Raw genomic sequence first — 23,030 nt, 5'->3', positions numbered from 1 at the left:
CGTCGCCGTTTACGCCGTCGCTAAGGCCCGAAAGCCCTTCGTGCCAAAGCTCGCTGGCTGACAAAAAATCTTGATCAACCTGACGGTATCTCATGGCAACCTCATCAGGGGGGGATGGACGACAGGGTGTCGGGATGAGAATATGAGGGCATCCTCATGAAAAGATTTATGAGAATGTCCTCACAAAAGTCAACCACCGACGCCACCCCGGCCACCGCTGTCCCCATCGCCCCATCCACGGCCGCACCCAAGATGCCATCCCGCGAACGGGGTCGCGCCCGCGTGGCCGCCCTGCTGGCCGCCGCCAGCGCCGTCTTCGCGGAAAAGGGCTATGACGCCGCCACGATGACGGAGATCGCGGCCAGGGCGGGGGCGCCCATCGGCTCGCTCTATCAATTCTTCCCCACCAAGGCCGTGCTGGCCGACGCCCTGCTGACCCAATATGCGGACGCGCTGGTGGCGCTGCTGATCGATCTGGAATCGCGCGCCGCCGCCCTGTCCCCGGACGCGCTGGCGGCGGCCCTGCTGGCCGTGCTGCCCAGCCTGAGGGTGGAGCGCGCCGCCGCCTTCGCCCTGATCGACGCGCGGCCGGACATGGTGGCGCAACAAGGACAGTTGCGCGCCCGCCTGCGCCAGGCCATCGCCGCCGTCCTGCGCGCCAAGTCCCCCACCCTGCCGGCGGAGCGGGCGGCCGCCATGGCCGTCACCCTGTTGCAGATGATGAAGGGGGCCGCCGCCCTGGGCGACGAGCCCGATCTGGCGCAGGGGCATGAGGCCCAGGCGGGCCTGGTCCACGCCGCCGGCTTGTTCATAGCGGACGCGCTGGCTTAGGGCCGCCAGCGCCGGCTGGCGCCGGGATGCGTGTCAGGCAACCGGGGGCCACGCGGGGAGCCACCTGACCGGTCACCGGGGGCGGACAGCTTTTCCCGCAGCGTGCCGGGGGTGTATGCGGTCTTGTAGGCGCCGCGCCGCTGCAACTCCGGCACCACCAGGTCGATGACATCGGTGAAGCATTCCGGTGTCACCGTGCGCGCCAGGATGAAGCCGTCCACGTCCGCCTCCTCCACCCAGGCCATCAGCTCATCCGCCACCGTGGCCGGCCCGCCGACGATGGGCACCTGGCGCCCGCCCAGGCTCAGCCCCTCCACCAGGCCGCGCCGGGTCAGCACCTTGTCCGGCCGGCGGGCGGCCTGGTTCTCGATGTTCGACGTCACCGCCTGGCTTTGCCCGGCACGGATGGGGTCATCCCAGTCCTGGGCGGCGAAATCGATTCCTAAGGAGGCGGAGGCGTGGGCCAGCGCACCCTCCACACTGGCATAGCGTTCATAGTCCGCCCGCTTGGCCTGGGCCAGGGCGTCGGTCTCCGCCACCACCACCGTGGCGCCCACGAACACCTTCAGGTCGGCCGGGTCGCGCCCCAGGCTGCGGGCCAGGCCGCGCAGGTCGGCCACCAGGCGGGCGACATGCGGCTTGGGCCCGCCATTGACGAAGACGCACTCGGCATGGGCGGCGGCGAACCGGCGCCCCCGGTCCGAGGACCCCGCCTGGTACAGGACCGGTGTGCGTTGCGGCGACGGCTCGCACAGATGCGCCCCCTCCGTCCGGAAATGGGGGCCGTGGTGGCGAATGGCGCGCACGCGGGCCGGATCGGCGTAGACACCGGCCGCGCGGTCCCGGCGCACGGCGTCGTCGGCCCAGCTGCCTTCCCACAGGCGGTAGACGACGTCCATATACTCCTCGGCCATGGCGTAGCGGTCATCGTGCGCCGCCTGGCCATCCAGGCCCAGGGCGCGGGCGGCGCTGTCGAGATAGCCGGTGACGATGTTCCAGCCCACGCGGCCACCCGTCAGGTGGTCCAGCGTGCTCATGCGGCGGGCGAAGGTGTAGGGCGGCTCGTAACTCAGATTGGCGGTGACGCCGAAGCCCAGATGGGTGGTGGCCGCCGCCATGGCCGGGACCAGCAGCAGCGGATCGCCCACCGGAACCTGCACCGCCGCGCGCACCGCGGCATCCGGCCCGCCCTGATAAACGTCGTACACACCCAGGACATCCGCCAGGAACAGGCCATCGAACAGGCCCCGCTCCAGCGTGCGGGCCAGGTCCACCCAATGGGCAAGGTCGGTGTATTGCGTCGAACGGTCGCGCGGGTGGCGCCACAGGCCCTGATGGATGTGGCCGACGCAGTTCATATCGAAGGCGTTGAGGCGAATCTGCTTCATGGGCGGGTGTCCGATGGACCGTGAGACGGGGGCCGGCGGGCCATGATGGCAAGTCGACCACATTGCCGCCATGAAATTGCCAAGTGACACCCGGGGGCGGATCTCCTATGACACGGGGCTGTTCCATGCCGCATCTCCGGGGCAATCCCCTGCCCCGGTCGTTTCCAGGGAATGGTTCCCCCCGTGTCGCGATCCCTCCGGTTCGGCCTGACGGCCGCTGTCGCCCTTGTCGCCCCCGCCCTGCTGGCCGGGTGCGCCGCCGACTACTCGCCCAACACCTACAACGCCACCGCCGTGCAGCAGGCCAACAAGGCCGAGCCGGGCGTCATCATCGGCTTCCGCCAGGTGTCGATCAGCGCCAGCGGCACGGTGGGCGCCGTGGCGGGTGGGGCGGCCGGCGGCATCCTGGGCTCCCAGATCGGCCCCAACAGCGCCCTGGGCGCCGTGGGCGGGACCGTGGTGGGCACCATCGTCGGCACCAGCGCGGAACACATGACCGGCGACACCACCGGCTGGGAATACATCGTGCGCAAGCCCAACGGCGACCTGCTGTCGGTGACCCAGCGCGAGCCCACGCCCATCCCGCTGGGTCAGAAGGTGCTGGTCATCACCGGCAGCCAGGCGCGCATCGTTCCCGACTATACCGTCAACATCGAGCCCGAACCGAAGCCGGAACCCAAGCCCGAGCCGAAGCCGGAAAAGCCGGCCAAGCCCGCCCCGGCGGCGCCCGCGCCCGTGGCGCCGGCCCCAATGGCGACCCCGACCCCGGTGGCGCCGGCCCCCGTGACGCCGTCGCCCGTGACGTCGGCCCCCCTGGCCCCCACGCCGCAGGCACCCACACCCCAGGCCGCAACGCCCCAGGCCCCCTCACCGGCGGCAACCCCGACCACCACGCCGGAGGCCGCCCCCGCGACACCGGCGGAGGCCATCCCGGCGTCTCCGCCGTCGACCGCGCCCCAGGTCCCCACGCCCGCCGCGCAGCCGGCGCCGCAGCCCTCCGCTGCCCAACCTCCCGCCGCACAGGCCCCCGCCGCACAGGCCCCTGCCGCCCAGGCCCCTGCGCAGCCCAGCGCCCAGCCGCCTGTGGAGCCCAAGCCGGATACGCCCGCGGAGCCGCCCAAGGCCGACCCCGCGCCTGCGGCTCAACCGGCACCGGAGGCGACCGCGCCCAAGACTGGCTGGATCCCGGCGGAAGCGGAGCCGCCCGCCACTACCACCGGCTCATCGAACTGAGGACGCGCCCCAATGACCACGACCGCGTTGCGCCCCCTCTATCCCGCCATCGAGCCCTATGAGACCGGTACCCTGGATGTGGGCGACGGGCATGTGATCCATTACGAGCGGTGCGGCACCCCTGGCGCCAAGCCCGCCGTCTTCCTGCATGGCGGCCCCGGTGGCGGCATCAGCCCGGGGCACCGGCAGCTGTTCGACCCGGCGCTGTACGACGTGCTGCTGTTCGATCAGCGCGGCTGCGGCAAGTCCACCCCCCATGCCAGCCTGCAGGCCAACACCACCTGGCACCTGGTGGCGGATATCGAGCGCCTGCGCGAGAAGATCGGCGTGGACCAGTGGCTGGTGTTCGGCGGCTCCTGGGGGTCGACCCTGGCGCTGGCCTATGCCGAGACCCACCCCGAGCGGGTGAGCGAACTGGTGCTGCGCGGCATCTACACCCTGACCAAGGGTGAACTGCTCTGGTACTACCAGTTCGGCGCGTCGGAACTGTTCCCTGACAAGTGGGAACGGTTCCAGGCGCCGATACCGGAGGCGGAGCGTCATGACATGATGGCTGCCTATCACCGCCGCCTGACCGGCGATGACGATGCCGCCAAGCTGGAGGCGGCCAAGGCCTGGACCATCTGGGAGGGCGAGACGGTCACCCTGCTGCCCAATCCCGAATACTCGGCCCCCTTCAAGGACGGGCACTTCGCCCTGGCCTTCGCCCGCATCGAGAACCACTACTTCATGCACGGCGCCTGGCTGGACGAAGGGCAGCTGGTGCGGGACGTCGGCCGCATCCGCCACATCCCGGCGACCATCGTCCACGGCCGCTATGACATGCCCTGCCCCGCGCGCTACGCCTACGCCCTGCACAAGGCGTGGCCGGAGGCGGACTTCCACCTGATCGAGGGCGCCGGCCACGCCCACGCCGAACCCGGCATCCTGGACCAGCTGATCCGCGCCACCGACCGCTACGCCGGGAAGCGCTGACGCGCCCCGGCGCTTATTTCAGCACGTCCTCCAGCGCGCCCTTCCAAACCTTGGCCTGGGTCAGGGTCTGGTGGCCGCGCGTCTGGTCCGAGGCCGGTATCAGGACGTAGCGGCCGTGGGGGATGCGCTTCATGGCCGCCTCCATCACACCCAACTCGGCCGGATTCAGCAGGTCGTCGGCGAAGTTCACGGCCACCAGCTTGGCCTTGATCTTCTCCAGTTCCGGGCCGGGGTCGTAGTCGTAGGACGATTCGAACCAGTAAAGATAATCGTTGGCGTCCACGGTCTTGGCATAGTCCGCCACCCACTGGTCATAGAGGGTGGTGGCCGCCGCGCGGCTGGGGGCCTGCTGTTGCAGGATCGAGGCGTTGTTGACCATGATCTGGAAAATGGGCAGCGCGCGGGTGTAGCCGGTCGGCTGGGCGGTGTAGTCGCCGCCCTTCCACTCCGGATCGTTGCGGATGGCCTCGATGATGAGCTGGCGCCACAGCATGTTGCGGCCGGAAATGGCCACGGGCTGCGAGGCGATGGGCATCAGCGCGTCCATCATGTCCGGATGCCGTTCCCCCCAGATCCAGGTCTGCATGCCCCCCATGGACGTGCCGGCGACCAGCTTCAGGTGCTTGATGCCCAGGCCTTCGGTCACGGTCCGGTATTGCCCCTCCACCGCGTCGACATAGCCGTAGTGGGGAAAGCGGCCCTTCAACCCGTCCGACGGCTTGGAGGAGCCGCCATGGCCGATGCCATCCGCCAGGATGATGAAATACTTGGCGGCGTCCAGTGGCTGCCCCGGCCCGAACAGCTCCCCGCCCAGGCTGGGGTTCAGGAAATTGCGGCCGCTGCCGGTGGTGCCATGCAGCAGCAGCACCCCATTGGTGATGGCGCCCGAGGCGTCACGCTGCGGCGTGCCCAGCGCGATGTAATGGAACCTGGCGTTGGCCAGATGCTCCCCATTGGTCAGGGCGAAGTCGCGGACCACGACGTCGCCCTCCATCTGGTTGGGATAGCTGGGCTGGCCTGGGTGGGTGGGCGTGCTGTCGGCGGCACCGGCCACGCCCGCCACCGACAGGGCGGCGGCGAGGGCGAGGGAGGAGAGCCAGGCTTTCATCATAGATCCTTCTGCCAGGGGCCCGCCGCGATGGCGGCAGGGGCCCTTATCCTATTGTCGCCGAACCATCCCACCCGGAGCGCCGGCCTTTCAAGAACCGACTTTTCACCAGGCCGCGCCACCGGGCCGCGCCACCGGGCCGACGCGCCCGTCAGGCGGTGCGCAGCGCGGCCAGGAAGGTGGAGACGCGGGTGCGCAGGGATTCCGCCTGGGCGGACAGGTCGTCAGCCGCCATCAGCACCTCGCCCGCCACGCTGCCGGTTTCGCCGGCGACCTCGCGCACGCCGTTCATGCCGGCGCTGACCTCGCTGGTGCCACGGGCGGCCTCGGCCACGTTGCGGGCGATTTCCTGGGTGGCGGCCCCCTGCTCCTCCACCGCCGCGGCGATGGTGGTGGTGATGTGGTCGATTTCCCCGATGGTCTGGCCGATGGCGGCGATGGCGCCGGCGGCCTCCCCCGTCGCGGCCTGCATGGATTCGATCTGCTGGCGGATATCGCTGGTGGCCCGCTCCGTCTGGTTGGCCAGGGCCTTCACCTCGCTGGCCACGACGGCGAAGCCCTTGCCCGCCTCGCCGGCGCGCGCCGCCTCGATGGTGGCGTTCAACGCCAGCAGGTTGGTCTGGCCGGCGATGTCGCTGATCAGGGCCACAACCGCGCCGATCTGCTGCGCGGCCTCCGTCAGGCTGCTGACGGCAACGTTGGTGCGCGACGCCTCCGCCACCGCCTTGGCGGCGATGCTGGCGGAAACCGCCACCTGGCGCCCGATCTCACCGATGCTGGCGCCCAGTTCCTCCGCCGCCACGGCCACCGTCTGAACATTGGCCGCCGCCTGTTCCGAGGCACCAGCCACCGCCACCGCGTCGCGGGCGCCGGTGTCGGCGATGCGGGTCAGATTCTCCGCCGTCTCATGCAGGCCGGTGGAGGCTTGACTGACCGACTGCAGGGTGTGGGCGACATCGGTGTCGAAGGTCTGGACCAGCGCGTCCACCCGGTTGGCCCGTTCGGTCTTGGCCGCCGCCTCCGCCGCCTGGGCGGCCGCCAGCTCGTCCACCTGCCGCATGCCGGTGCGGAACACGTCGATGGCGCGGGCCATGTCGCCCACCTCATCCCCGCGGGCCGTGCCCTCCAGGGCGAAGCCATAATCCTTGTCGGCCAGGCGGCGCATGATCCCGGCCAGCCGAGCCAGCGGCTGCGCCACATCCCGGTCCAGCCACAGCACGGCGGCCATGGACAGCGCCACCGCCACCAGCGCCGCGATCACGATGCTCCACAGCGCGTGGCTATAGGCCGACTGCACCACCTCATTAGCCTTGGCCGCCCCCTGCCGGTCGTAGGTGGCCAGCGCCTCCAACGCCTCCTGCACCTTGCGGAAGGTCTGCACGATCTCGCCGTTCATGGCCTTTTCCGCCTGCTCGCGGTTCTGCTTGGCAAGCTCGAAGGCGGCGGCCATGGCCGCCTCGTACGGCCCGCGCAGCGCCTGGTACTTGCCGTAGAGCGCGGCCGCCTCCCCCGTCACGCCGATGGCGTCGAAGCGTTGCAGGGCGGCCGCCAGATCCGCCGTCTGCTTGCCGTAGAGCTTGATCGCCTCCCCCCGCGCCGCATCATCGGCCGCCACCGCCACCCGGCTGGCGGCGATGCGCTGGCGGGCGGTGTAAGCCTTCATGTCACCGATGGCGTCGATGGACGGCAGCCACAGGGTGCGGATTTCCACCGCGGCGCTGTTGATGGTGCCGATCTTCCACAGGGAAAGCAGACTGATGGCGATGGTCAGCAGTAACAGGCCCCCGAAGGCGGCCAACAATTTGGGGCGCAGAGCGAGATTCATAAAATTCACCGTAAATGCTATCGAGCGCGCAGTATTCAACCACAGGGTCACAGTTTATAAGCGCTCTGTTACCCTTTGACGTGATACGCCGAATCCGCTGGCCCGCCATGTTGTCGGCGCGTTTTGAGATGACGGACGCCTTTTACTCTCGACAGCGGCGACGCCTCGGGCCAAGGTCTGCCCAACAACCAACAGAAGTGCGAAGGACCACGGTCGATGAGCGGCAACAAGGCCATCCCCGGCGGCGGCACGCCCGAGGGCGCGGCGCAGGACGACGTGCATCGCTACGTGACGGGCATCGCCTATCCGCGCCGCTATTACCAGGAACTGAACCCGTCCTCGATCGCCTATACCGCCTTGCAGTGCGGCTATCAGGCGCCCCGCCTGGACCAGCCCTTCCGCTATCTGGACCTGGGCTGCGGCCATGGCTACAGCCCCCTGCTGTTCGCCAGCCTGTTCCCGCAGGGCCACTTCATGGGCGTGGACTTCAACCCGGTGCACGTCCGCAGCGCCGAGAACCTGCGCCGCGCCGCCGGGATCGCCAACGCCGGTTTCAGCGCCGCCAGCTTCCAGGACCTGGCAATGGAGGAGAACGGCCCCATCGCCGACTGCGACTTCATCGTCATGCACGGCATCATGAGCTGGGTCAGCGAGACGGTGCGGCGGGAGATCGGCGCCGTCATCCGCCGCCGGCTGAAGCCCGGCGGCATCGTCTACGCCAGCTACAACTGCCAGCCGGGCTGGGCCGGGAAGATGCCCATCCGCGCCCTGATGGTGGATGCCTATGCCGTCACCACCGGCACGGTGGAGGAGCGGGTGAACAAGGTCCGCGCCTTTCTGCGGCAGATGGCGGACACGGGCGCGCTCTATTTCGAATCCAACCCGGCGATCGAGCAGCAGCTGCAGTCCATCGAGACCCTGGACGCCGGGTATGTGGTGCATGAGTACCTGAATGAATACTGGCGCGTCTTCTATCACAAGGAGATGGCGACCTTCATGGCCAACCATGGCGCCGGATTCATCGGGTCCGGCACCGCGGCGGACAACGTGCCCCTGCTGGCCGTGCCGGAGAAGCCGCGCGCCCTGATGGCGGCCATGCCCACGGCCTTGCTGCGCGAGGGGGTGCGCGACATGGCGCTGAACCGCCAGTTCCGCCGCGACATCTACGCCTGCGACCTGGCGCCCCTGAACCTGAACGCCCTGGTCGCCGCTCACCGCGAGACGCGCTATGCCCTGGCCCGCCGGCGGACGGACTGTCCCCTGGTGGTGCCGCGGTCCTTCGGCGACGTGGCCCTGCACGAAGGTATCTTCGGGCCGCTGCTGGATCGCCTGGCGGCTGGTGCCACCACCTTCGACGACCTGGTGGGCGTGCCGCCGCTGAACGAGTGGACCGCCGCCGACCAGATCCAGGCGCTGCAGGTCCTTGTCGGCGCGGAATATGCTCGCCCCATCGTCAGCGGCGCCCAGGTGGACCCCGCCAGCGACAGCGTGCGCCGTTTCAACCAGGCGGCCCTGGCCGCCGCCCGCGCCGACGGCCAGCCGGAGGTGGCGCTGGCCGCCCCGTCCCTATCCGGCGCCCTGCGTGTCACCCTGAGCGACACCGCCGGCCTGCCGGTGGACCTGCCGGGCGCCGACTTTTAAAGCGGGCTGGCCGAGGACTCGCGCACCACCAGCCGGGGGGTCACGGTGAGGGGCTGGGCCAGCTTAGCCTTGGCACCGCCCGCCCCGCCCGCGTTGATACGGCCGATCAGGCGCTCCGCCGCCAGCCGGCCCATGTCGTGGATGGGCAGGCGCACGGTGGACAGGGCCGGGCACATGCGCGACGCCAAGGGCGTGTCGTCGAAGCCCACCACCGTCAGGTCGCGCGGAATGTTAATGCCCAGGCGGTAGGCCGCCTTGTAGACGCCGGCCGCCATTTCATCGTTGCTGGCGAAGATGGCGGTGGGTCGGTAAGGGCCCGCCAGCAATTCCACCCCCCGCGCCTCTCCCGTCTCGAAGGTGTAGAGGCCTTCCACGATCCAGGACTCGGGCACGGTCACGCCGTGCAGGGCCAGCGCGCCCACGAATCCCTCGCGCCGTTCGTGGGTGGACCGATAGCCCTGCGGTCCGGTGATCAGCGCCACCTTGGTATGACCCAACTGGGCCAGGTGGGCCCCCACCTCCGCCGCGCCGGTGCGGTCGGTGTGCAGCACCATGGCCTCGGGCTCATCCAGGGGCACGGACATCAGGCGCATGTAACGGCAGCCGATGGCCCGCAGCAGGGCCACCAGGGCCGCATCCTCCGACAACGGCGGCACCAGGATGACGCCGTCCAGGTTCTGCCGCTGCACGAAGGTCTTCACCTCCGCCAGGAAGCCGGGCGCCACCTGGCGGCAGGGATGGACCACCAGCTCAAACCCCTCGCGATGGCAGGCTTCCAGGATGCCGCCCTGGACATTCACGATGTATTGGGCGTTGGGGTTGTCGTAGATCAGGCCCAGCAGGAAGGATCGGTTGATGGCCAGCCCCCGCGCCTGAGGGCTGGGCACATAGCCGATGCGGGCCACCACCGCGTCCACCACCGCCCGGGTGGCGTCGTGGACATGGGGTGATTGGTTGATGACCCGCGACACCGTCTTCTTCGACACCTTGGCCAGGCGCGCCACATCATTGATGGTGGGCGCCCGGGCCAGGGTCCAGGCGGGAATATCCGGGACGCCGGCGTCCGGAACGGCCGAAGCCACGGCCAGCCGGCCGTCGCCCGCCACCGCCCGCCGCCGGCGGGGCCTGGGCGTCTCCGTCCCGCTCACCGCGCCGGCACCACGTCGATGGCAGACACCAGCGCCGGGCCGGTGACGGGGCGGAAGTCCAGGGCCAGGCCCCCATCGCCCGTCACCTCGACCGTCACCGTCCGATCCAACGCCGCCAGCGGGCCACCAGCCTCCGCCGCCACGTCCAGGTGCTGCAGCACGACATGGCCGTTGGCGGCCACGTCGAACGCGCGCGCCCCCGCCGCCAGCATCGGCTCGGCAAAGCGCAGCGTGACCTGATAGCGCCCGGCCGGCACCGGGACGCGATAGCCGAACGCGCCCGCCCGATAGGTCTCGTACAGTTTGGGATCGGGCGTGCCGGTGACGGGGGGAATGGTCTTGTCCGGCCTTCCCTGCTCCGGCGCCGGGTTGCGGTCATGCGGCTCGCCCCCGGTGGCGAAGGCGTCGGAGCCATAGCGGGCGCCGGCGGCACTGATCAGGCCGGCCGACGCGCCGGCGCGGATGTGGATTTCGTCCGGCTTGCCGGCGAAGCGCCAGGTGATGCTGTCGCTCACCGATTGGCCCTTGATCTCGGCCGTGGCGGTCAAGACGTTGTCACCGGCATCCAGATGCACCGCCGGCCAACGGCAGACATGGTCGGGGCAGGCCGCCGCACCCAGGTCGCGGCCGTTCAGGCTGAGGCGCGCGGACGCCGCGTTGCTGTAGGCCTCGACGTCGGTCACGGGATAGGCGCGGTCGACATAACGGCGGCCGTTCAGGTGCAGCACCGGCTGGTCGCTCCAATCTGCCTTATAGAAGAAGAACACGTCCTTCTTGACGGTGCGGTCGTAGGAGACCAGGCCCTTGTCGTTGGTGTCGATCATGTCACCCTCCGTCCGGCTATCGCTGGCGAAGTCGAACATGGTCCAGATGAAGGTACCCCACAGGTAGGGGCGCGCCTTCAACTGCGCCCACCAGATCTCATGCAGGCGGCTTTCCAGTTCTTCGGGATGGAAATGGCCCTTGGGGTAGACCACGCCCCCTTGGCTGGTGCCGGCCTGCACCTGGTCGGTATGCTGCGACAGGGCGCCGCCGGCGCCGTATTCACTTACCGCCAACGGCAGGCGGGGGTGCAGGGCGTGCAGCCGGTCCAGCACCGGGCCCAGATCCTCCGCCTTGTCGTAGTACCAGCCCTGATAGCGGTTGTAGCCCAGCAGGTCGGTGATCTCCGCCACCCTGTCCACGCCCGGCTTGGGCTGGTCGGGCCAGGGCTCGCAACAGTCGGCCATGGTGGTGGGGCGGGTGTGGTCCAGCTCATACGCCGCCTGGTTCAGGCGCGTCAGCAGCGGCCGGGCATTGCTGACGCCATGGCCGGCGGCGGCCATGAGGTTCACCTCGTTGCCGATGGACCAGGTGACGACGCTGGGGTGGTTGTAGTTCTGCTTGATCAGCTCACGCAGCTGGCTCTCGGCGTTGGCGGCGAACCCGGGCGACGTCACGCCCTTGTCCCCCTCCGGCGTTTCCGGTGCGGTGCGGTTCACCAGCGGGATTTCCGCCCAGACGACCACGCCATCCTTGTCCGCCAGGTCGTAAATGGCCTGGTCGTGCTGGTAGTGGGCCAGCCGCAGGGTGTTGATGCCCAGGTCCAGCATGATGTCCATGTCCTGCGCCTGGTCGGCCGGGCTGATGGCCCATCCCTTGCCCGGCCGGTCCTGATGGCGCGAAACGCCGTGCAGCGCCACATGCTTGCCGTTCAGGAAAAAGCCCTGGTCCGGGTCGAAGCGGAAGCTGCGGATGCCCAGGGGCTGGGTCACCTGGTCCAACAGCTGGCCCTGCGCCGTCTCCACCCGCGTCACCACCTGATACAGGTAGGGGTCGCTGCGACCATCCCATAGGTGTGGGTTGGGCACGGTCAGGGTCTGCTGCGGTTCCGCCACCGTGCCGGGCGCCACGGTCAGGGGTTGGCTGTCGCTGGCCGCGGTCGCCCCGGCGGCGTCGACGATGGCGGTCTTCACCACCACCGGCTGCGCCTTGGCGCCGTCGTTCGTCACCCGGCTGTCCACCTCGATGCCGGCGGCGCCGTCGAGGGACGCGGTGTGGGCGTAGACCCCCGGTCCGCCGGAATCCATCATGTCGATGTGCACGGGGTCGGTGGCGATCAATGACACCGCGCGATAGAGGCCGCCGAACAGGAAGAAGTCACCTGACATGGGAATGACCTCCGCCGTGGGCGACCCCGCCGCTGCCGGGCTGGAGTTGTCCGTGCGGACGGCCAGCACGTTGGGCTTGCCCATCTTCAGCGCCGCCGTGGCGTCGAAGCGGAAGCGGCCGAAGGCGCCCTGGTGGGCGCCCAGCTTCACGCCGTTCAGCCAGACCTCGGCATTGATGCTGGCGCCGTCGAACTGTAGCCAGACCTTGCGGCCGGCGTAATTGGCCGGCGGGGTAAAGCGCAGGCGGTACCAGCCAGCCCCCCGAGTGGCGTTGTAGTCGGCCGTGCGCTGCGCGGTCCCCCCGAGATGGTTCCAGGTATGGGGCAGCGAAACGCTGGCCCAGCCCCTGTCGTTGAAGGCGGGCGCCTCAGGCCCCCCCTGCTTTCCCGGGGCGACGTCGCCCTGGTGAAAGCGCCACCCGGCGCCCAGCGGCAAATCGGCCCGCTCCCCCGCCCAGGCCCCGCTGGCCGCCCCGCTCACCACCCCCACGGCGATGGCGGCGGCCGCCGGGATACGGCGAAGGCGCGTGGCGTTCAGGCGGTGGATACGAGACGACATGGGTGCTTCCTCAGGCATCTTAACAACGGGCGCCGGTGCCGGCCAAGTGGTCATACCAGATGACCTCGCCCCGCACCCCGCCCGTCGATACGCCGCTAAAAGGATAGAACGGCAGGGGGCGAAGGAAAGGACGCCAGAACCTTACCAGCTGTGCAGGGTACCGTCCTCCAGCCGGTTCACCGGCAGGAAAGCGCGGCTGTAGGGGTATTTCGCGGCCAACGCCTCATCCAGGTCGACGCCCAGGCCCGGCGCATCGCCCGGGTGCAGGGAGCCGTCCTGGAAGGTGTAGGCGTGGGGGAAGACGGCATCCGTCTCTACCGTGTGGCGCATGTATTCCTGGATGCCGAAGTTGGGGATGGACAGGCCAACGTGCAGGGCCGCCGCCATGGTCACCGGCGACAGGTCGGTGGCGCCGTGGCAGCCGGTGCGGATCTGGTACAGATCCGCCAGGTTGGCGATGCGGCGCAGATGGGTAATGCCACCGGCATGCACCACCGTGGCACGGATATAGTCGATCAACTGGTTCTGGATCAGGTCCTTGGCGTCCCAGATGCTGTTGAACACTTCCCCCACCGCCAGGGGCGTGGTCGTGTGCTGGCGGATCAGGCGGAAAGCCTCCTGGTTTTCCGCCGGCGTCGGGTCCTCCATCCAGAACAAACGATAGGGTTCCAGGCTCTTGCCCAGGCGTGCCGCCTCGATGGGCGTCAGGCGGTGATGCACGTCATGCAGCAAGTGCACCTCCTCGCCCAGGACCAGGCGCGCGGCCTCGAACAATTGCGGCACGGCGCGCAGGTACTTGGCGGTGGACCAAACGTTCTCGGTCGGCAGCGACCCGTCCGCCGGCTCGTAGAACATCTTGTCCTTCGACACGCCGTAGGTGGACGGCAGGCCGGGCACGCCGGATTGCAGGCGGATAGCCTTGTAGCCCATGGCCCGGTATTTCAGCGCCTCCTCCACCGTCTCCTCGACGGTCTGCCCGTTGGCGTGGCCATAGACCATGACGCCGGTGCGGCAGGCGCCGCCCAGCAACTGGTACAGCGGCATGTTGGCCGCCTTGGCCTTGATGTCCCACAGCGCCATGTCCACGGCGGCGATGGCCGACATGGTCACGGGGCCGCGGCGCCAATAGGCACCCTTGTAAAGGTACTGCCAGATGTCCTCGATCTGGTGGGCGTCCCGGCCAATCAGGCAGGGGATGACATGGTCGGTCAGATAGCTGGCCACCGCCAGCTCCCGCCCGTTCAAGGTGGCGTCGCCCAGGCCGTAGACGCCGTCCGCCGTCTCAATGCGCAGCGTCACGAAATTCCGGCCCGGGCAGGTGACCACCACCCGGGCGTCCTTGATCTTCAACATCAGGGCAACCTTCACCGATAAATTGGCCTTACCAATTATGTCTTTCATAGGAAAAGAGGCCTGTCAATGTGGCGAAATTGGACTGGTGCCGGGGTCGCCCGGTGCCCTATCCTGGCATCCGCCGTCCTTCATCCGGTCAGAGCGCCCCCATGCTGCCCCTTCCCGCCAACGGCCTGCGGCTGTACCGCCAGGTCGCCGATGCCATCGCCGCCGATATCCGCCAAGGCGTCCACGCCCCCGGCCAGCGCCTGCCCTCCGAACGCGACCTGGCGGAAACCTTCGATGTCAGCCGCCCCACGGTGCGCGAGGCCATGATCGCCCTGGAAATCCTGGGCCTGGTGGAGGCGCGGCACGGCTCCGGCATCTATGTCACGGACCAGGCGCCAGCCAGCGAGTCGGCGGCGGAGCTGGATATCGGCGCCTTCGAACTGACCGAGGCGCGGCGCCTGGTGGAGGGCGAGGTGGCCGCCCTGGCGGCCACCACCATCACGGACCACGAGCTGGCGGAACTCGCCGCCTTGGTGGCCGAGATTGGGGAGGAGAACGCGCGCAACGCGGTGGGGGAGCAGGCCGACCGCCGCTTCCACCTGGCCATCGCCCGCGCCACCCGCAACACCGCGCTGGTCGGGGTGGTCGAGCAGCTGTGGGATATGCGCTACCAGTCGCCGCTGTGCATGGCCATGCTGGAACGCGCCCGCACGGTCGGCGACCAGCCCAGGGTGGAGGAGCACCAGCGCATCCTGCACAGCCTGGCCGCCCGCGATGGCCAGGCGGCCCGCGCCGCGATGCGCGACCATCTGGGCCGGGTCATCGAAGGGCTGCTGGCGGCGACCGAGATGGAGGCCGTGCAGCGCGCCCGCGCCGAGGTGGCGGCCAAGCGCGACGAACTGCGGCGGCGCGGCGGCCTTTGACGCGTTGAATCAGTTCAACAGGCGATTGCCGCGCAGGCGGTCCACCGCTAGGTCGATGAAGGCGCGGACCTTGGCCGGCGCGTGCCGCCCCTCGGGATGCAGCACATGGATGGGCAGCGGCGGCTCCTCATGCTCATCCAGCACGATGCGGAGCCGGCCTTCCCGCAGCGCCGGCCCCACCTGATAGTGCAGCACCCGCGTCAGGCCCCAGCCCGCGGCGGCGGCGGCGATCACCGCCTCGTTGGTGTTGCAGGACAGGGCGGGATGCAGGACGACGCGCTGGTCCCCGGCGAAGCGCCATTCGGGGGACGCCCAGGCGCTGGTGGAGGCGGCGATGCGGTGGTCCTTCAGGTCGGCCGGCGTCAGGGGCACGCCGTGCTTCTCGAAGTAAGCGGGCGCCCCGCAGATCACGCGGCGGATCGATCCCACCCGGATGGCGGTGAAGCCGGAATCCGGCAATCGGCCGATGCGGACGGCCACGTCGATGCCCTCCTCCACGATGTTGACGGGGCGATCGACGAAGAAGGTCCGCGCCGTCATGGCGGGATAGGCATCCAGGTATTCCGTCACGATGGGCAGCACGTACATCTGCCCGAACAGTAGGGAGGCCGTGACGGTCAGTGATCCGGAGGGCGTGGCGTAGGACCCGGCGGCGGCGGCCTCCGCCTCCACGATGTCCGCCAGGATGCGCCGGCAATCATCCAGATAGCGGCCGCCCGCCTCCGTCAACTTGACCGACCGCGTGGTGCGCACGAACAGCCGGGTGCCGATGGCCTCCTCCAGCGCCGCCACGGTGCGGGTCACCGCCGGGGCGCTGAGATGCAGGGTGCGCGCGGCGGCGGCGAAACTCTCCAACTCCGCCACCCTCACGAAGATGCGCATGGCCTGCCAGCGATCCATAGCCCTCGTCCCCCACCCATCAACTGAACCAAAGCCGGCTCCATTAGAGGCATCCGGCCTCGGCAGGAAAAGCTTTGTGATTCTCCAGGCGCGCGTCAGAGCGCCAGCTCAAGCGGGCCGGCGCCGTCGGCCGGCGCGGCCGGAACGGAACAGCAGATCAGCGCCTCATCCGCCGCCACCGGCGCCGTGGGCTCCGTCACATAACTCACGGCCCCCGACAGCACCTTGGTCCGGCAACTGCCGCAGGTTCCGGAGCGGCAGCTGAACGCGGGGCTGAGGCCGCGCGCCTCCGCCAGCTCCAGCAGGGTCCCCGACTCCGGCGTCCAGCGGGCCTCCTTCAGCGACTGGGTGAAGACCACCGGCACTGGCGCGGTCGCCGGCAGGGCGCGCGGCGGGACGAAGGCGGTGACCGGCGCCGTCCTCACCAGGGCGGACGGGCCGAACGCCTCGGCATAAATGCGGTCGTCGGCGACGTTCAGGCCGCGCAGGCCGTCATACAGCGCCTGCATGAAGGGACCGGGGCCGCACAGGTAGAAGTCATAGTCGTTGAAGGGCAGGAAGCGGCCCAGCAGGGCCATGTCGATGCGGCCGCCGGCGTCATAGTCCACGCCCTCTTCCGCGTCGGCGGTGTCGCTCAGCACACGAACGACGCGCACCGCCCCCTGGGCCGCCGCCACCAGTTCCGCCAGTTCGGCGTCGAAGGGCCGGTCGGCCTTGGACCGGGCGGCCTGGAACAGGATCGTCGGGCGGATGCCCCGCGTCCGTAGGCCCTCGTAAACCACATGGCGCAGCATGGCCAACATCGGCGTGATGCCCACGCCGCCGGCCAGCAGCACGGCGGGCCGCTTCTGCCGGGCGTCGATGGCGAAGGCCCCGGCGGGGGCCCGCGCCTCGATGATGTCGCCCACATGGACATGGTCGTGCAGGTGGCTGGAAACCAGGCCATCGCGCTTCACGCTGATGCGATAGACGGCATCGGACGGCGCCACCGACAAGGTGTAGGTGCGGATCGCCGGCTTGTCCGCACCCGGCAGGCTCAGCCGGATGGGCAGGTGCTGCCCCGCCACATGCGGGATCAGGCCGGCGCCATCGTCCGGCATCAGGTGGAAGGACCGGATGCTGGCGCTTTCCTCCACGACGCGGGTCACCTTGAACGGGCGCCAGCGCGTGGCCAGGTCCGCCGCGCGCAGGCGGTCGGCGGTTTGGGCCCAGTCGCCGGTCATCAGCGAATTGGGCGACCAGCCATCCTCCTGGAACTCCCAGCGCAACGGAAAAGCGCCGGGCCGGCGCACCATCCGGCGGGTGCGGAAGGTCCACAGACGCTCCGCCCCCTGAAAGGCCGCTACCTCAGGGCTGTCCAGGATGACCTGGGCATCGCCGGTCAATTGCAGCATGTCGCCGGTTTCAAAGTCGATGAACACCAGCCCGGCCTTGCCGTTCTCCAGGATGTTGCCCAGCGTGGCGAAGAACAAATTGCCGGCGAAGTCCGGAATGGTCAGCGTGCCATCCTCGGCCACGCGGACGAAGGCCGCCTTGCCGCCACGATGCGAGACGTCGACCTGGCGGCGGTCCTCCCGCTCGGCATAAGAGGCGACGAAGAAGGTATCCGCCGCCGCGATCATGCGCCGCGCCTCCTCATCCAGCGTCGCGCTTTCCAACACGGGGCCCGTAAACAGGTCGGCGGGGTCGCGCACGAAACGGACGTCACGCAGCTGGATGTATTGCGGGCAGTTGCCGAAGCTCTGGTCGACCTGGAAATGGAAGGGGCCAGGACCGGAGCGCAGGATGCCGTTCACCCGGTTGCGGCGCCGTGTGTGCAGCTCGATGCCCAGCAGGCCGATGGCCTTTTCCGCCGCCATGCCCTCCGCCGCCGGGTCGGTGGGGTCGGGCCGCGCGTCGATCTCCAGCGTCCGGGGCGTCGGCGCGGCGATGAAGCCCGGCCGCCCTGCCAGCAGGGTGGCCCAGGCGTCGCCGCGATGGTCGACACTGCCCGCCACGATGAAGGGGATCTGGGCGTAGAAGTCGCGATGTTGGCCGGGCATGTGGTCACGGATCACCCGCTGCCCCACCGCCGCCATTCTTTCCGCCACGCCCACCCGTTCCTGGATCGCGCGTTCGCCGGCATGCCAGACCGCCAGCTTGGTCAACGCCCCGTCAGATGCCGTGTCAGCCATGTCCGCCTCCCCTTCATCCCAAGCCGGTGCGCCCCAGGGCGCACCAGCGCCATACCCGTTACTTGGTCCCCTTCACTTGGCCCCCATCACTTCACCGCCGACAGCCCCACCGCCGACTCGGCGAAGGGGACGAAGCCCGGCAGCGCCTCGATGCGGCGCAGAAAGGCGGTGACGCGGGGATAGGGCGACAGGTCGACATTGCCCTCCGGCGCGCGGGCCACGTAGCTGTACAGCGCCACGTCGGCGATGGTGGGATGGTCGGCCGCCAGCCAATCACGGGTGGCCAGCCAGGCCTCCAGCGTCCTCAGCAGGGCGTGCGCCCGGCCGATGACCTCCTCCGCATTGTGCTTGGAGCCGAAGAGGGTGACCAGGCGGGCCGCCGCCGGGCCGTAAGCCACCTCTCCCGCCGCGACCGACAGCCAGCGCTGGACGGCGGCGGCCCCCTGGGCATCCTCCGGCAGCCAATCGGTACGGCCCAACTTGCGGGCGAGATAGACCAGGATGGCGTTGGAGTCGGAAACGACGGTGCCTTCATCCTCCAGCACCGGCACCTGGCCAAAGGGGTTGAGCGCCAGGAATTCCGGCTTCTTGTGCGCACCCGACATCAGGTCGACCTCGACCAGGTCGTGCGGTTGCCCCAGCAGCGACAGGAACAGGCGCGCCCGGTGTGCATGACCTGACAGGGGATGGTGGTGGAGCTTCATGATCTGGTTCCCGATTTCGCGCCCGGGTCCATTCCCGGGCCATCGACCAGAGGGTCGTTCAATCGGCTCTTGAGGAGAATTGCCACAGTCGACACTTCATTAGTGTCAGCAGCGTAATAATCCGCCACGAAGCCTGCGCCCGCGAAATTGGGAAACGAAAACACCAACGCCTTGAGGATTCGACAATACCGGGACCGCCCCCCTGCCTAGAGATGGAGCAACCGCACCAAGCGGTGCCCCTGATCCGGAGTTGACGCCCATGGAAATCCCCCCCTCCTCCACCGCCCCCACCGTTGTGCTGGTGCACGGCGCCTGGGCCGACGGCTCAAGCTGGCAGCCCGTCATCCGCCTGCTGCTGAAGGCTGGCCTGCCCGTCGTGGCCGTCCAGAACCCCACCACCTCCCTCGCCGACGACGTGGCCGCGACGCGGCGGGTGCTGAACACCATTCCCGGCCCCGTCGTCCTGGTTGGGCACAGCTGGGGCGGCACGGTGATCACCGAAGCCGGCAACGACCCGAAGGTGAAGGCGCTGGTCTATGTCGCCGCCTTCGCCCCGGGGGTGGGCCAGAGCACCGGCGACCTGGTGGGCGCGCATGCCGCCCCGCCGGCCCTGGGCAAGATCATTGATGACGGCACCGGCTTCCTGACCTTGAGCGTCGACGGCTGGGTGCAGGACGTGGGCCAGGACCTGCCGGAGGAGGAGGCGCGGCTGCTGGCCGTGCTCCAGCCGCCGCTGGCGGGCCGCACCTTCACCGACACCATCACCCAGGCCGCCTGGTCCAGCCGCCCCACCTGGTACATCATCTCCAGCGAGGATCGCATCGTGAGCGTCGAGCTGCAGCGTGCGCTGGCCGTGCAGATGAAGGCGAAAACCACGGAGCTGAAGGCCAGCCACCTGTCCCTGTTGTCGATGCCGGAGGCGGTGGCCAAGGTCATCGGCGACGCGGTCGCGGCCGTCGCCGGTTAATACCAAGGAGCGATGATTCCCATTCATCGCTCCTTGGTATCGGCGGCGACCGCCGCCGCGCGCCATAAGGCGCGGAAGCCAAGCCGCCGGATGGCGGCGCCGGCGACTGAGGGCGATGAGCCTGGCCATAGGTCAGGATCATCGCTACTTGGTATAAGCCCCAGCCCGGCGCAGGCGGGGCGCGGGGATCAGAACCCGAACTCCAACTGCGCCGGGGGTCCCGCCGCCTCGAAACTGGACACCGTGACGCCCAGCAGGCGCACGCCGGTGGGCAGGGGATAGACGGTGCGCACCAGGTCGACGCTGATGGTGCGCAACGTCTCCCGCGACACCACGGGGGCGGCCAGGGTGCGGCTGCGGGTGGCCTGGCGGAAGTCGCCGTACTTGATCTTCACCGTGACGGTGCGGCCGAAGGCCTGGGCCTTCTCGCACCAGGCCCACACCTCATCCGCCATGGACAGCACCCCCTGCTCCACGGCCGCCGGCTCCGTCAAATCCTCCAGGAAAGTGGTTTCCGAACCGGAGGATTTGCGCGGGCGGTCGGACACCACGGGACGGTGGTCCTCGCCATGGGCGATGGCGTGATACCAGGGGCCGGACTTGCCGAAGTGGGTTTGCAGGAAGCTGACGGTCTGCCGCCGCAGGTCGGCGCCGGTGTGGATGCCCAGGCTGTTCATCTTTTCCGCCGTCACCGGACCCACGCCGTGGAACCTGCCCACTGGCAGGGTCTCGACAAACGCCTCGCCATAACCCGGCGGCACGACGAACTGGCCGTTGGGCTTGCGGTGGTCGGAGGCCAGCTTGGCCAGGAACTTGTTGTAGGAGACGCCGGCGGAGGCGTTCAGCCCCGTCTCTGCCTTGATGCGGGCGCGGATTTCCGTGGCGGTGGCCGTCGCCGTGGGCAGGCCCCGGCGGTTCTCGGTCACGTCCAGATAGGCCTCGTCCAGCGACAGCGGCTCGATCAGGTCGGTGTAGTCGGCGAATATCTCCCGGATCTGGCGGGAGATGGCGCGGTACACCTCGAACCGGGGCGGCACGAAGATCAGGGGTGGGCATTTGCGCAGGGCGGTGGTGGAGGGCATGGCGCTGCGCACGCCGTACTCCCGCGCCTCATAGCTGGCCGCCGCGACCACGCCACGCTTGGCGCCATAGCCCACGGCCACGGGACGCCCGCGCAGCTGCGGGTTGTCGCGCTGCTCCACGGACGCATAAAACGCGTCCATGTCGACGTGGATGATCTTGCGGATGCCGGGGCTGGTCATAGCCCCGGCATCTTAGCAGAGTCATCATGAACAGAGAGAGAACATCATCACAGATGCCTCTCTTCCCACCGGCTCATATCACCGGCGGGCCCTTTCACCGCCAGACGGTTTCAGGAAACCGGGCGCACCAGTTCCAGCTGGTCGCCGACGCGGCGCAGGTGCAGTTCCAGGGCCTGCTGGCCGGCACCCCGGGGCACGGAAACCACCGCTTCCTGCTCGGGCGCCAGGGTGGAAACGAAACGGACGGTGCTGGCCGGGTCCTGGGTGCCGGCGGTGACCACCACCTGGTAACCGGCCTTGGTCGGATGGTAGTAGAGGTTGACGTCGACGGCGTCGAACTTGGCCTTCAGGGCCGTGTCGGCGGTCAGGGTCTCAGACCGGGCCACGGTCGCCAGGCCCACGGCACCGGCGACGACGGCGGAAAACAGGATGGAATGGGCGGCGATGGAGCGCGACATGATGAACCTCTATTGGATAGGGCGCGCAGCATTTGCTGCAACTGCGAACACCAATATGGCACCTGCGAGATAATAGACAACGGTGTCAGTCGCTCAGCCGCCATGCGGTCCAAGAAGGCCATAGGTGACTTGCGTCATTGCCGGCGCGGCGCCGGGGGCCGTAAAGCCTCGGGCCTCTGAGCCATGCTCAGGCCACGGGCACCCTGCCCTGGGGCGTCGCTGCGGGCAGTTCGACCGCATGGATGGCACGGATCAGATCGCTCTTCACGGCGGGCACGATGTCCTCGGCGGTGGAGAAGCCCACGACGACATCCAAGGCCCGCGCGTCGCCGGAACGGTCGAACAGCACGGTGGGGCCAGGCAGGATGCGGGAATCGGCGGCCACGATGCGACCCACCACCTCGGCAACGCCCTCCAGATCGCTGGTCTCCGGAATGCGGAAGCGCAGCTCGCCAGCATGGGCCGGGGTGGGATGGACGCTCATGTTGCGTAGCGCCTGACCCCAGACGCTGTTGTTGGGAATGATGATCTGGATTTGGTCGTCGGAGATCAACTCGGTCCAGAACAGCGACAGGTCGCGAACCGTGCCGGTGGCGCCGCCCACCTGCACCTTGTCGCCGATCTTGAAGGGCCGGAAGATCAGCAGCATGACGCCGGCCGCCAGGCTGGACAATGTGCCCTGTAGGGCCAAGCCGATGGCCAGGCCGGCGGCGCCGATGACGGCGACCAGGCTGGCGGTCTGGATGCCGAACTGGGCCAGCACCGCCAGGACGGTCAGGGTCAGCACGGCGTAGCGCGCCAGGCTGGCGAAGAAGCCCCGCAGCATGGCGTCGAATTGCGGGGTGCGGGCCAGGACGGTGGAGACGATGCGGCCGGCCTTGCCGGACAGCCACAGCCCGATGAGCAGGATCAGGATCGCGGCCAGCAGGTTGACGCCATTGGTCACGACCCAGGGGATCAGGGCATTAAGGCTGACCAGGAAAGCCTGGGTCTTCTGATCCACGGAGTCCAGCACGGGAAGGTCCAGGACGGGCATAGTCAGGTGCATGCGAGGGAAGCTCCGGTTGGCCACGGGGATAAACGCCAGCGGCACGAGATAGTGACTCGTGCCGCTGTAGACCCCGACTGGGGCCGCCGGAGCGAGCACCGCAGGGCGCAGCGAGGATAAGCCTGGGCGGACGGATGTCCGCCGCCCGGCGACTGAGGGGGCATTTGAACGGTCACGTTCAAATGCAGCGCGTATAAGCAAGATAGGGCGGTGCCGCGACACCGCCACCCCGAACTGGGCCTGAGTTTTGACCCCAGAACGCCAGAACCCCGCCAGCGAGGTGCTGACGGGGTTCTGGGTAATTTGGTTGCGGGGGCAGGATTTGAACCTGCGGCCTTCAGGTTATGAGCCTGACGAGCTACCGGGCTGCTCCACCCCGCGGATGTTGGTGCATGG

General features: G+C 69.1%; 18 protein-coding genes and 1 tRNA gene. 6 read left to right on the top strand and 13 right to left on the bottom strand.

Annotation, left to right across the window (positions count from 1 at the left end):
• The first annotated feature begins 174 nt into the window (after window positions 1-174).
• On the top strand, window positions 175-831 hold the full coding sequence (locus FBZ90_RS28190) for a TetR/AcrR family transcriptional regulator (protein ID WP_211102378.1): 657 nt from the start codon (window positions 175-177) through the stop codon (window positions 829-831).
• Here FBZ90_RS28190 and FBZ90_RS27420 read toward each other — a convergent pair.
• Entirely contained in the window at window positions 828-2,219 is a 1,392-nt protein-coding gene (locus FBZ90_RS27420; protein ID WP_145736886.1) for an LLM class flavin-dependent oxidoreductase, read from the bottom strand. The two genes, FBZ90_RS28190 and FBZ90_RS27420, sit on opposite strands and share 4 nt — an antisense overlap.
• Window positions 2,220-2,402: 183 nt before the next feature.
• Here FBZ90_RS27420 and FBZ90_RS27995 point away from each other — a divergent pair, with 183 nt between their 5' ends.
• Window positions 2,403-3,452, top strand: coding sequence for an outer membrane lipoprotein (locus FBZ90_RS27995; RefSeq protein ID WP_186456074.1), 1,050 nt, complete (start codon window positions 2,403-2,405; stop codon window positions 3,450-3,452).
• Window positions 3,453-3,464: 12 nt separating this feature from the next.
• Window positions 3,465-4,427 carry a prolyl aminopeptidase gene (pip, locus tag FBZ90_RS27410; protein ID WP_145736882.1) on the top strand — a complete coding sequence of 321 codons (963 nt, stop codon included), beginning with the start codon at window positions 3,465-3,467 and terminating at the stop codon, window positions 4,425-4,427.
• Window positions 4,428-4,440: 13 nt separating this feature from the next.
• On the opposite strand, the gene FBZ90_RS27405 is transcribed toward pip, so the two are convergent.
• Both FBZ90_RS27405 and FBZ90_RS27400 read right to left on the bottom strand, forming a co-directional pair.
• A complete protein-coding gene (locus FBZ90_RS27405) occupies window positions 4,441-5,538 on the bottom strand; it encodes an alpha/beta fold hydrolase (RefSeq protein WP_246130897.1) in 1,098 nt (365 codons plus the stop codon).
• 148 nt (window positions 5,539-5,686) lie between these two features.
• Window positions 5,687-7,360, bottom strand: coding sequence for a methyl-accepting chemotaxis protein (locus FBZ90_RS27400; RefSeq protein ID WP_145736879.1), 1,674 nt, complete (start codon window positions 7,358-7,360; stop codon window positions 5,687-5,689).
• A 216-nt stretch (window positions 7,361-7,576) separates the two neighbouring features.
• Between FBZ90_RS27400 and FBZ90_RS27395 the strand changes: the two genes are divergently transcribed.
• Window positions 7,577-9,001 (top strand): class I SAM-dependent methyltransferase, encoded by a 1,425-nt coding sequence (locus tag FBZ90_RS27395; protein ID WP_145736877.1) that lies wholly within the window; start codon window positions 7,577-7,579, stop codon window positions 8,999-9,001.
• Here FBZ90_RS27395 and FBZ90_RS27390 read toward each other — a convergent pair.
• From FBZ90_RS27390 to manD, 3 genes are all read right to left on the bottom strand, one after another.
• Window positions 8,998-10,149, bottom strand: a complete 1,152-nt coding sequence (locus FBZ90_RS27390) for a LacI family DNA-binding transcriptional regulator (RefSeq protein ID WP_246130896.1) — start codon at window positions 10,147-10,149, stop codon at window positions 8,998-9,000. The genes FBZ90_RS27395 and FBZ90_RS27390 overlap by 4 nt on opposite strands.
• Window positions 10,146-12,857 carry a glycoside hydrolase family 2 TIM barrel-domain containing protein gene (locus FBZ90_RS27385; protein ID WP_145736874.1) on the bottom strand — a complete coding sequence of 904 codons (2,712 nt, stop codon included), beginning with the start codon at window positions 12,855-12,857 and terminating at the stop codon, window positions 10,146-10,148. The genes FBZ90_RS27390 and FBZ90_RS27385 overlap by 4 nt, the downstream gene beginning before the upstream one ends.
• Before the next feature lie 141 nt (window positions 12,858-12,998).
• Window positions 12,999-14,210 (bottom strand): D-mannonate dehydratase ManD, encoded by a 1,212-nt coding sequence (gene manD, locus FBZ90_RS27380; protein WP_145736872.1) that lies wholly within the window; start codon window positions 14,208-14,210, stop codon window positions 12,999-13,001.
• A 149-nt stretch (window positions 14,211-14,359) separates the two neighbouring features.
• Here manD and FBZ90_RS27375 point away from each other — a divergent pair, with 149 nt between their 5' ends.
• The gene (locus FBZ90_RS27375; RefSeq protein ID WP_145736868.1) at window positions 14,360-15,121 is read left to right on the top strand and encodes a FadR/GntR family transcriptional regulator; all 762 of its coding nucleotides are present in this window, start codon (window positions 14,360-14,362) and stop codon (window positions 15,119-15,121) included.
• A 9-nt stretch (window positions 15,122-15,130) separates the two neighbouring features.
• Here FBZ90_RS27375 and FBZ90_RS27370 read toward each other — a convergent pair whose 3' ends face one another.
• The 3 genes from FBZ90_RS27370 to FBZ90_RS27360 form a co-directional block, all read right to left on the bottom strand.
• A complete protein-coding gene (locus tag FBZ90_RS27370; protein WP_145736865.1) occupies window positions 15,131-16,021 on the bottom strand; it encodes a LysR family transcriptional regulator in 891 nt (296 codons plus the stop codon).
• Window positions 16,022-16,116: 95 nt separating this feature from the next.
• On the bottom strand, window positions 16,117-18,195 hold the full coding sequence (locus FBZ90_RS27365) for a 2Fe-2S iron-sulfur cluster-binding protein (protein WP_145736862.1): 2,079 nt from the start codon (window positions 18,193-18,195) through the stop codon (window positions 16,117-16,119).
• Between the two features lie 86 nt (window positions 18,196-18,281).
• Window positions 18,282-18,899, bottom strand: coding sequence for a glutathione S-transferase family protein (locus tag FBZ90_RS27360; protein WP_145736859.1), 618 nt, complete (start codon window positions 18,897-18,899; stop codon window positions 18,282-18,284).
• A 259-nt stretch (window positions 18,900-19,158) separates the two neighbouring features.
• On the opposite strand from FBZ90_RS27360, the gene FBZ90_RS27355 reads away from it, so the two are divergent.
• On the top strand, window positions 19,159-19,866 hold the full coding sequence (locus FBZ90_RS27355) for an alpha/beta hydrolase (RefSeq protein ID WP_145736857.1): 708 nt from the start codon (window positions 19,159-19,161) through the stop codon (window positions 19,864-19,866).
• 188 nt (window positions 19,867-20,054) lie between these two features.
• On the opposite strand, the gene dinB is transcribed toward FBZ90_RS27355, so the two are convergent.
• The 4 genes from dinB to FBZ90_RS27335 form a co-directional block, all read right to left on the bottom strand.
• Window positions 20,055-21,128 carry a DNA polymerase IV gene (gene dinB, locus FBZ90_RS27350; protein WP_145736854.1) on the bottom strand — a complete coding sequence of 358 codons (1,074 nt, stop codon included), beginning with the start codon at window positions 21,126-21,128 and terminating at the stop codon, window positions 20,055-20,057.
• Between the two features lie 110 nt (window positions 21,129-21,238).
• Entirely contained in the window at window positions 21,239-21,586 is a 348-nt protein-coding gene (locus FBZ90_RS27345; RefSeq protein ID WP_145736851.1) for a hypothetical protein, read from the bottom strand.
• A 187-nt stretch (window positions 21,587-21,773) separates the two neighbouring features.
• Window positions 21,774-22,634: a mechanosensitive ion channel family protein gene (locus FBZ90_RS27340; protein WP_145736848.1), complete on the bottom strand. Its 861-nt coding sequence runs from the start codon at window positions 22,632-22,634 to the stop codon at window positions 21,774-21,776.
• Window positions 22,635-22,938: 304 nt separating this feature from the next.
• A tRNA-Met gene (locus tag FBZ90_RS27335) sits at window positions 22,939-23,015 on the bottom strand.
• Window positions 23,016-23,030 lie beyond the last annotated feature (15 nt).

The organism is Nitrospirillum pindoramense (assembly GCF_007827955.1).
Lineage (GTDB): Bacteria > Pseudomonadota > Alphaproteobacteria > Azospirillales > Azospirillaceae > Nitrospirillum > Nitrospirillum amazonense_B.
The sequence above is the reverse complement of the archived record's forward strand: the minus strand, read 5'-3'. Positions and strand labels throughout refer to the sequence as shown.

Bases quoted from the DNA above. Each gene is read 5' to 3' on its own strand.
- FBZ90_RS28190 (WP_211102378.1), top strand. From the start codon at position 175: ATGTCCTCACAAAAGTCAACCACCGACGCCACCCCGGCCACCGCTGTC.
- FBZ90_RS27420 (WP_145736886.1), bottom strand. From the start codon at position 2,219: ATGAAGCAGATTCGCCTCAACGCCTTCGATATGAACTGCGTCGGCCAC.
- pip (WP_145736882.1), top strand. From the start codon at position 3,465: ATGACCACGACCGCGTTGCGCCCCCTCTATCCCGCCATCGAGCCCTAT.
- FBZ90_RS27405 (WP_246130897.1), bottom strand. From the start codon at position 5,538: ATGATGAAAGCCTGGCTCTCCTCCCTCGCCCTCGCCGCCGCCCTGTCG.
- FBZ90_RS27400 (WP_145736879.1), bottom strand. From the start codon at position 7,360: ATGAATCTCGCTCTGCGCCCCAAATTGTTGGCCGCCTTCGGGGGCCTG.
- FBZ90_RS27395 (WP_145736877.1), top strand. From the start codon at position 7,577: ATGAGCGGCAACAAGGCCATCCCCGGCGGCGGCACGCCCGAGGGCGCG.
- FBZ90_RS27385 (WP_145736874.1), bottom strand. From the start codon at position 12,857: ATGTCGTCTCGTATCCACCGCCTGAACGCCACGCGCCTTCGCCGTATC.
- manD (WP_145736872.1), bottom strand. From the start codon at position 14,210: ATGTTGAAGATCAAGGACGCCCGGGTGGTGGTCACCTGCCCGGGCCGG.
- FBZ90_RS27375 (WP_145736868.1), top strand. From the start codon at position 14,360: ATGCTGCCCCTTCCCGCCAACGGCCTGCGGCTGTACCGCCAGGTCGCC.
- FBZ90_RS27370 (WP_145736865.1), bottom strand. From the start codon at position 16,021: ATGGATCGCTGGCAGGCCATGCGCATCTTCGTGAGGGTGGCGGAGTTG.
- FBZ90_RS27365 (WP_145736862.1), bottom strand. From the start codon at position 18,195: ATGGCTGACACGGCATCTGACGGGGCGTTGACCAAGCTGGCGGTCTGG.
- FBZ90_RS27360 (WP_145736859.1), bottom strand. From the start codon at position 18,899: ATGAAGCTCCACCACCATCCCCTGTCAGGTCATGCACACCGGGCGCGC.
- FBZ90_RS27355 (WP_145736857.1), top strand. From the start codon at position 19,159: ATGGAAATCCCCCCCTCCTCCACCGCCCCCACCGTTGTGCTGGTGCAC.
- dinB (WP_145736854.1), bottom strand. From the start codon at position 21,128: ATGACCAGCCCCGGCATCCGCAAGATCATCCACGTCGACATGGACGCG.
- FBZ90_RS27345 (WP_145736851.1), bottom strand. From the start codon at position 21,586: ATGTCGCGCTCCATCGCCGCCCATTCCATCCTGTTTTCCGCCGTCGTC.
- FBZ90_RS27340 (WP_145736848.1), bottom strand. From the start codon at position 22,634: ATGCACCTGACTATGCCCGTCCTGGACCTTCCCGTGCTGGACTCCGTG.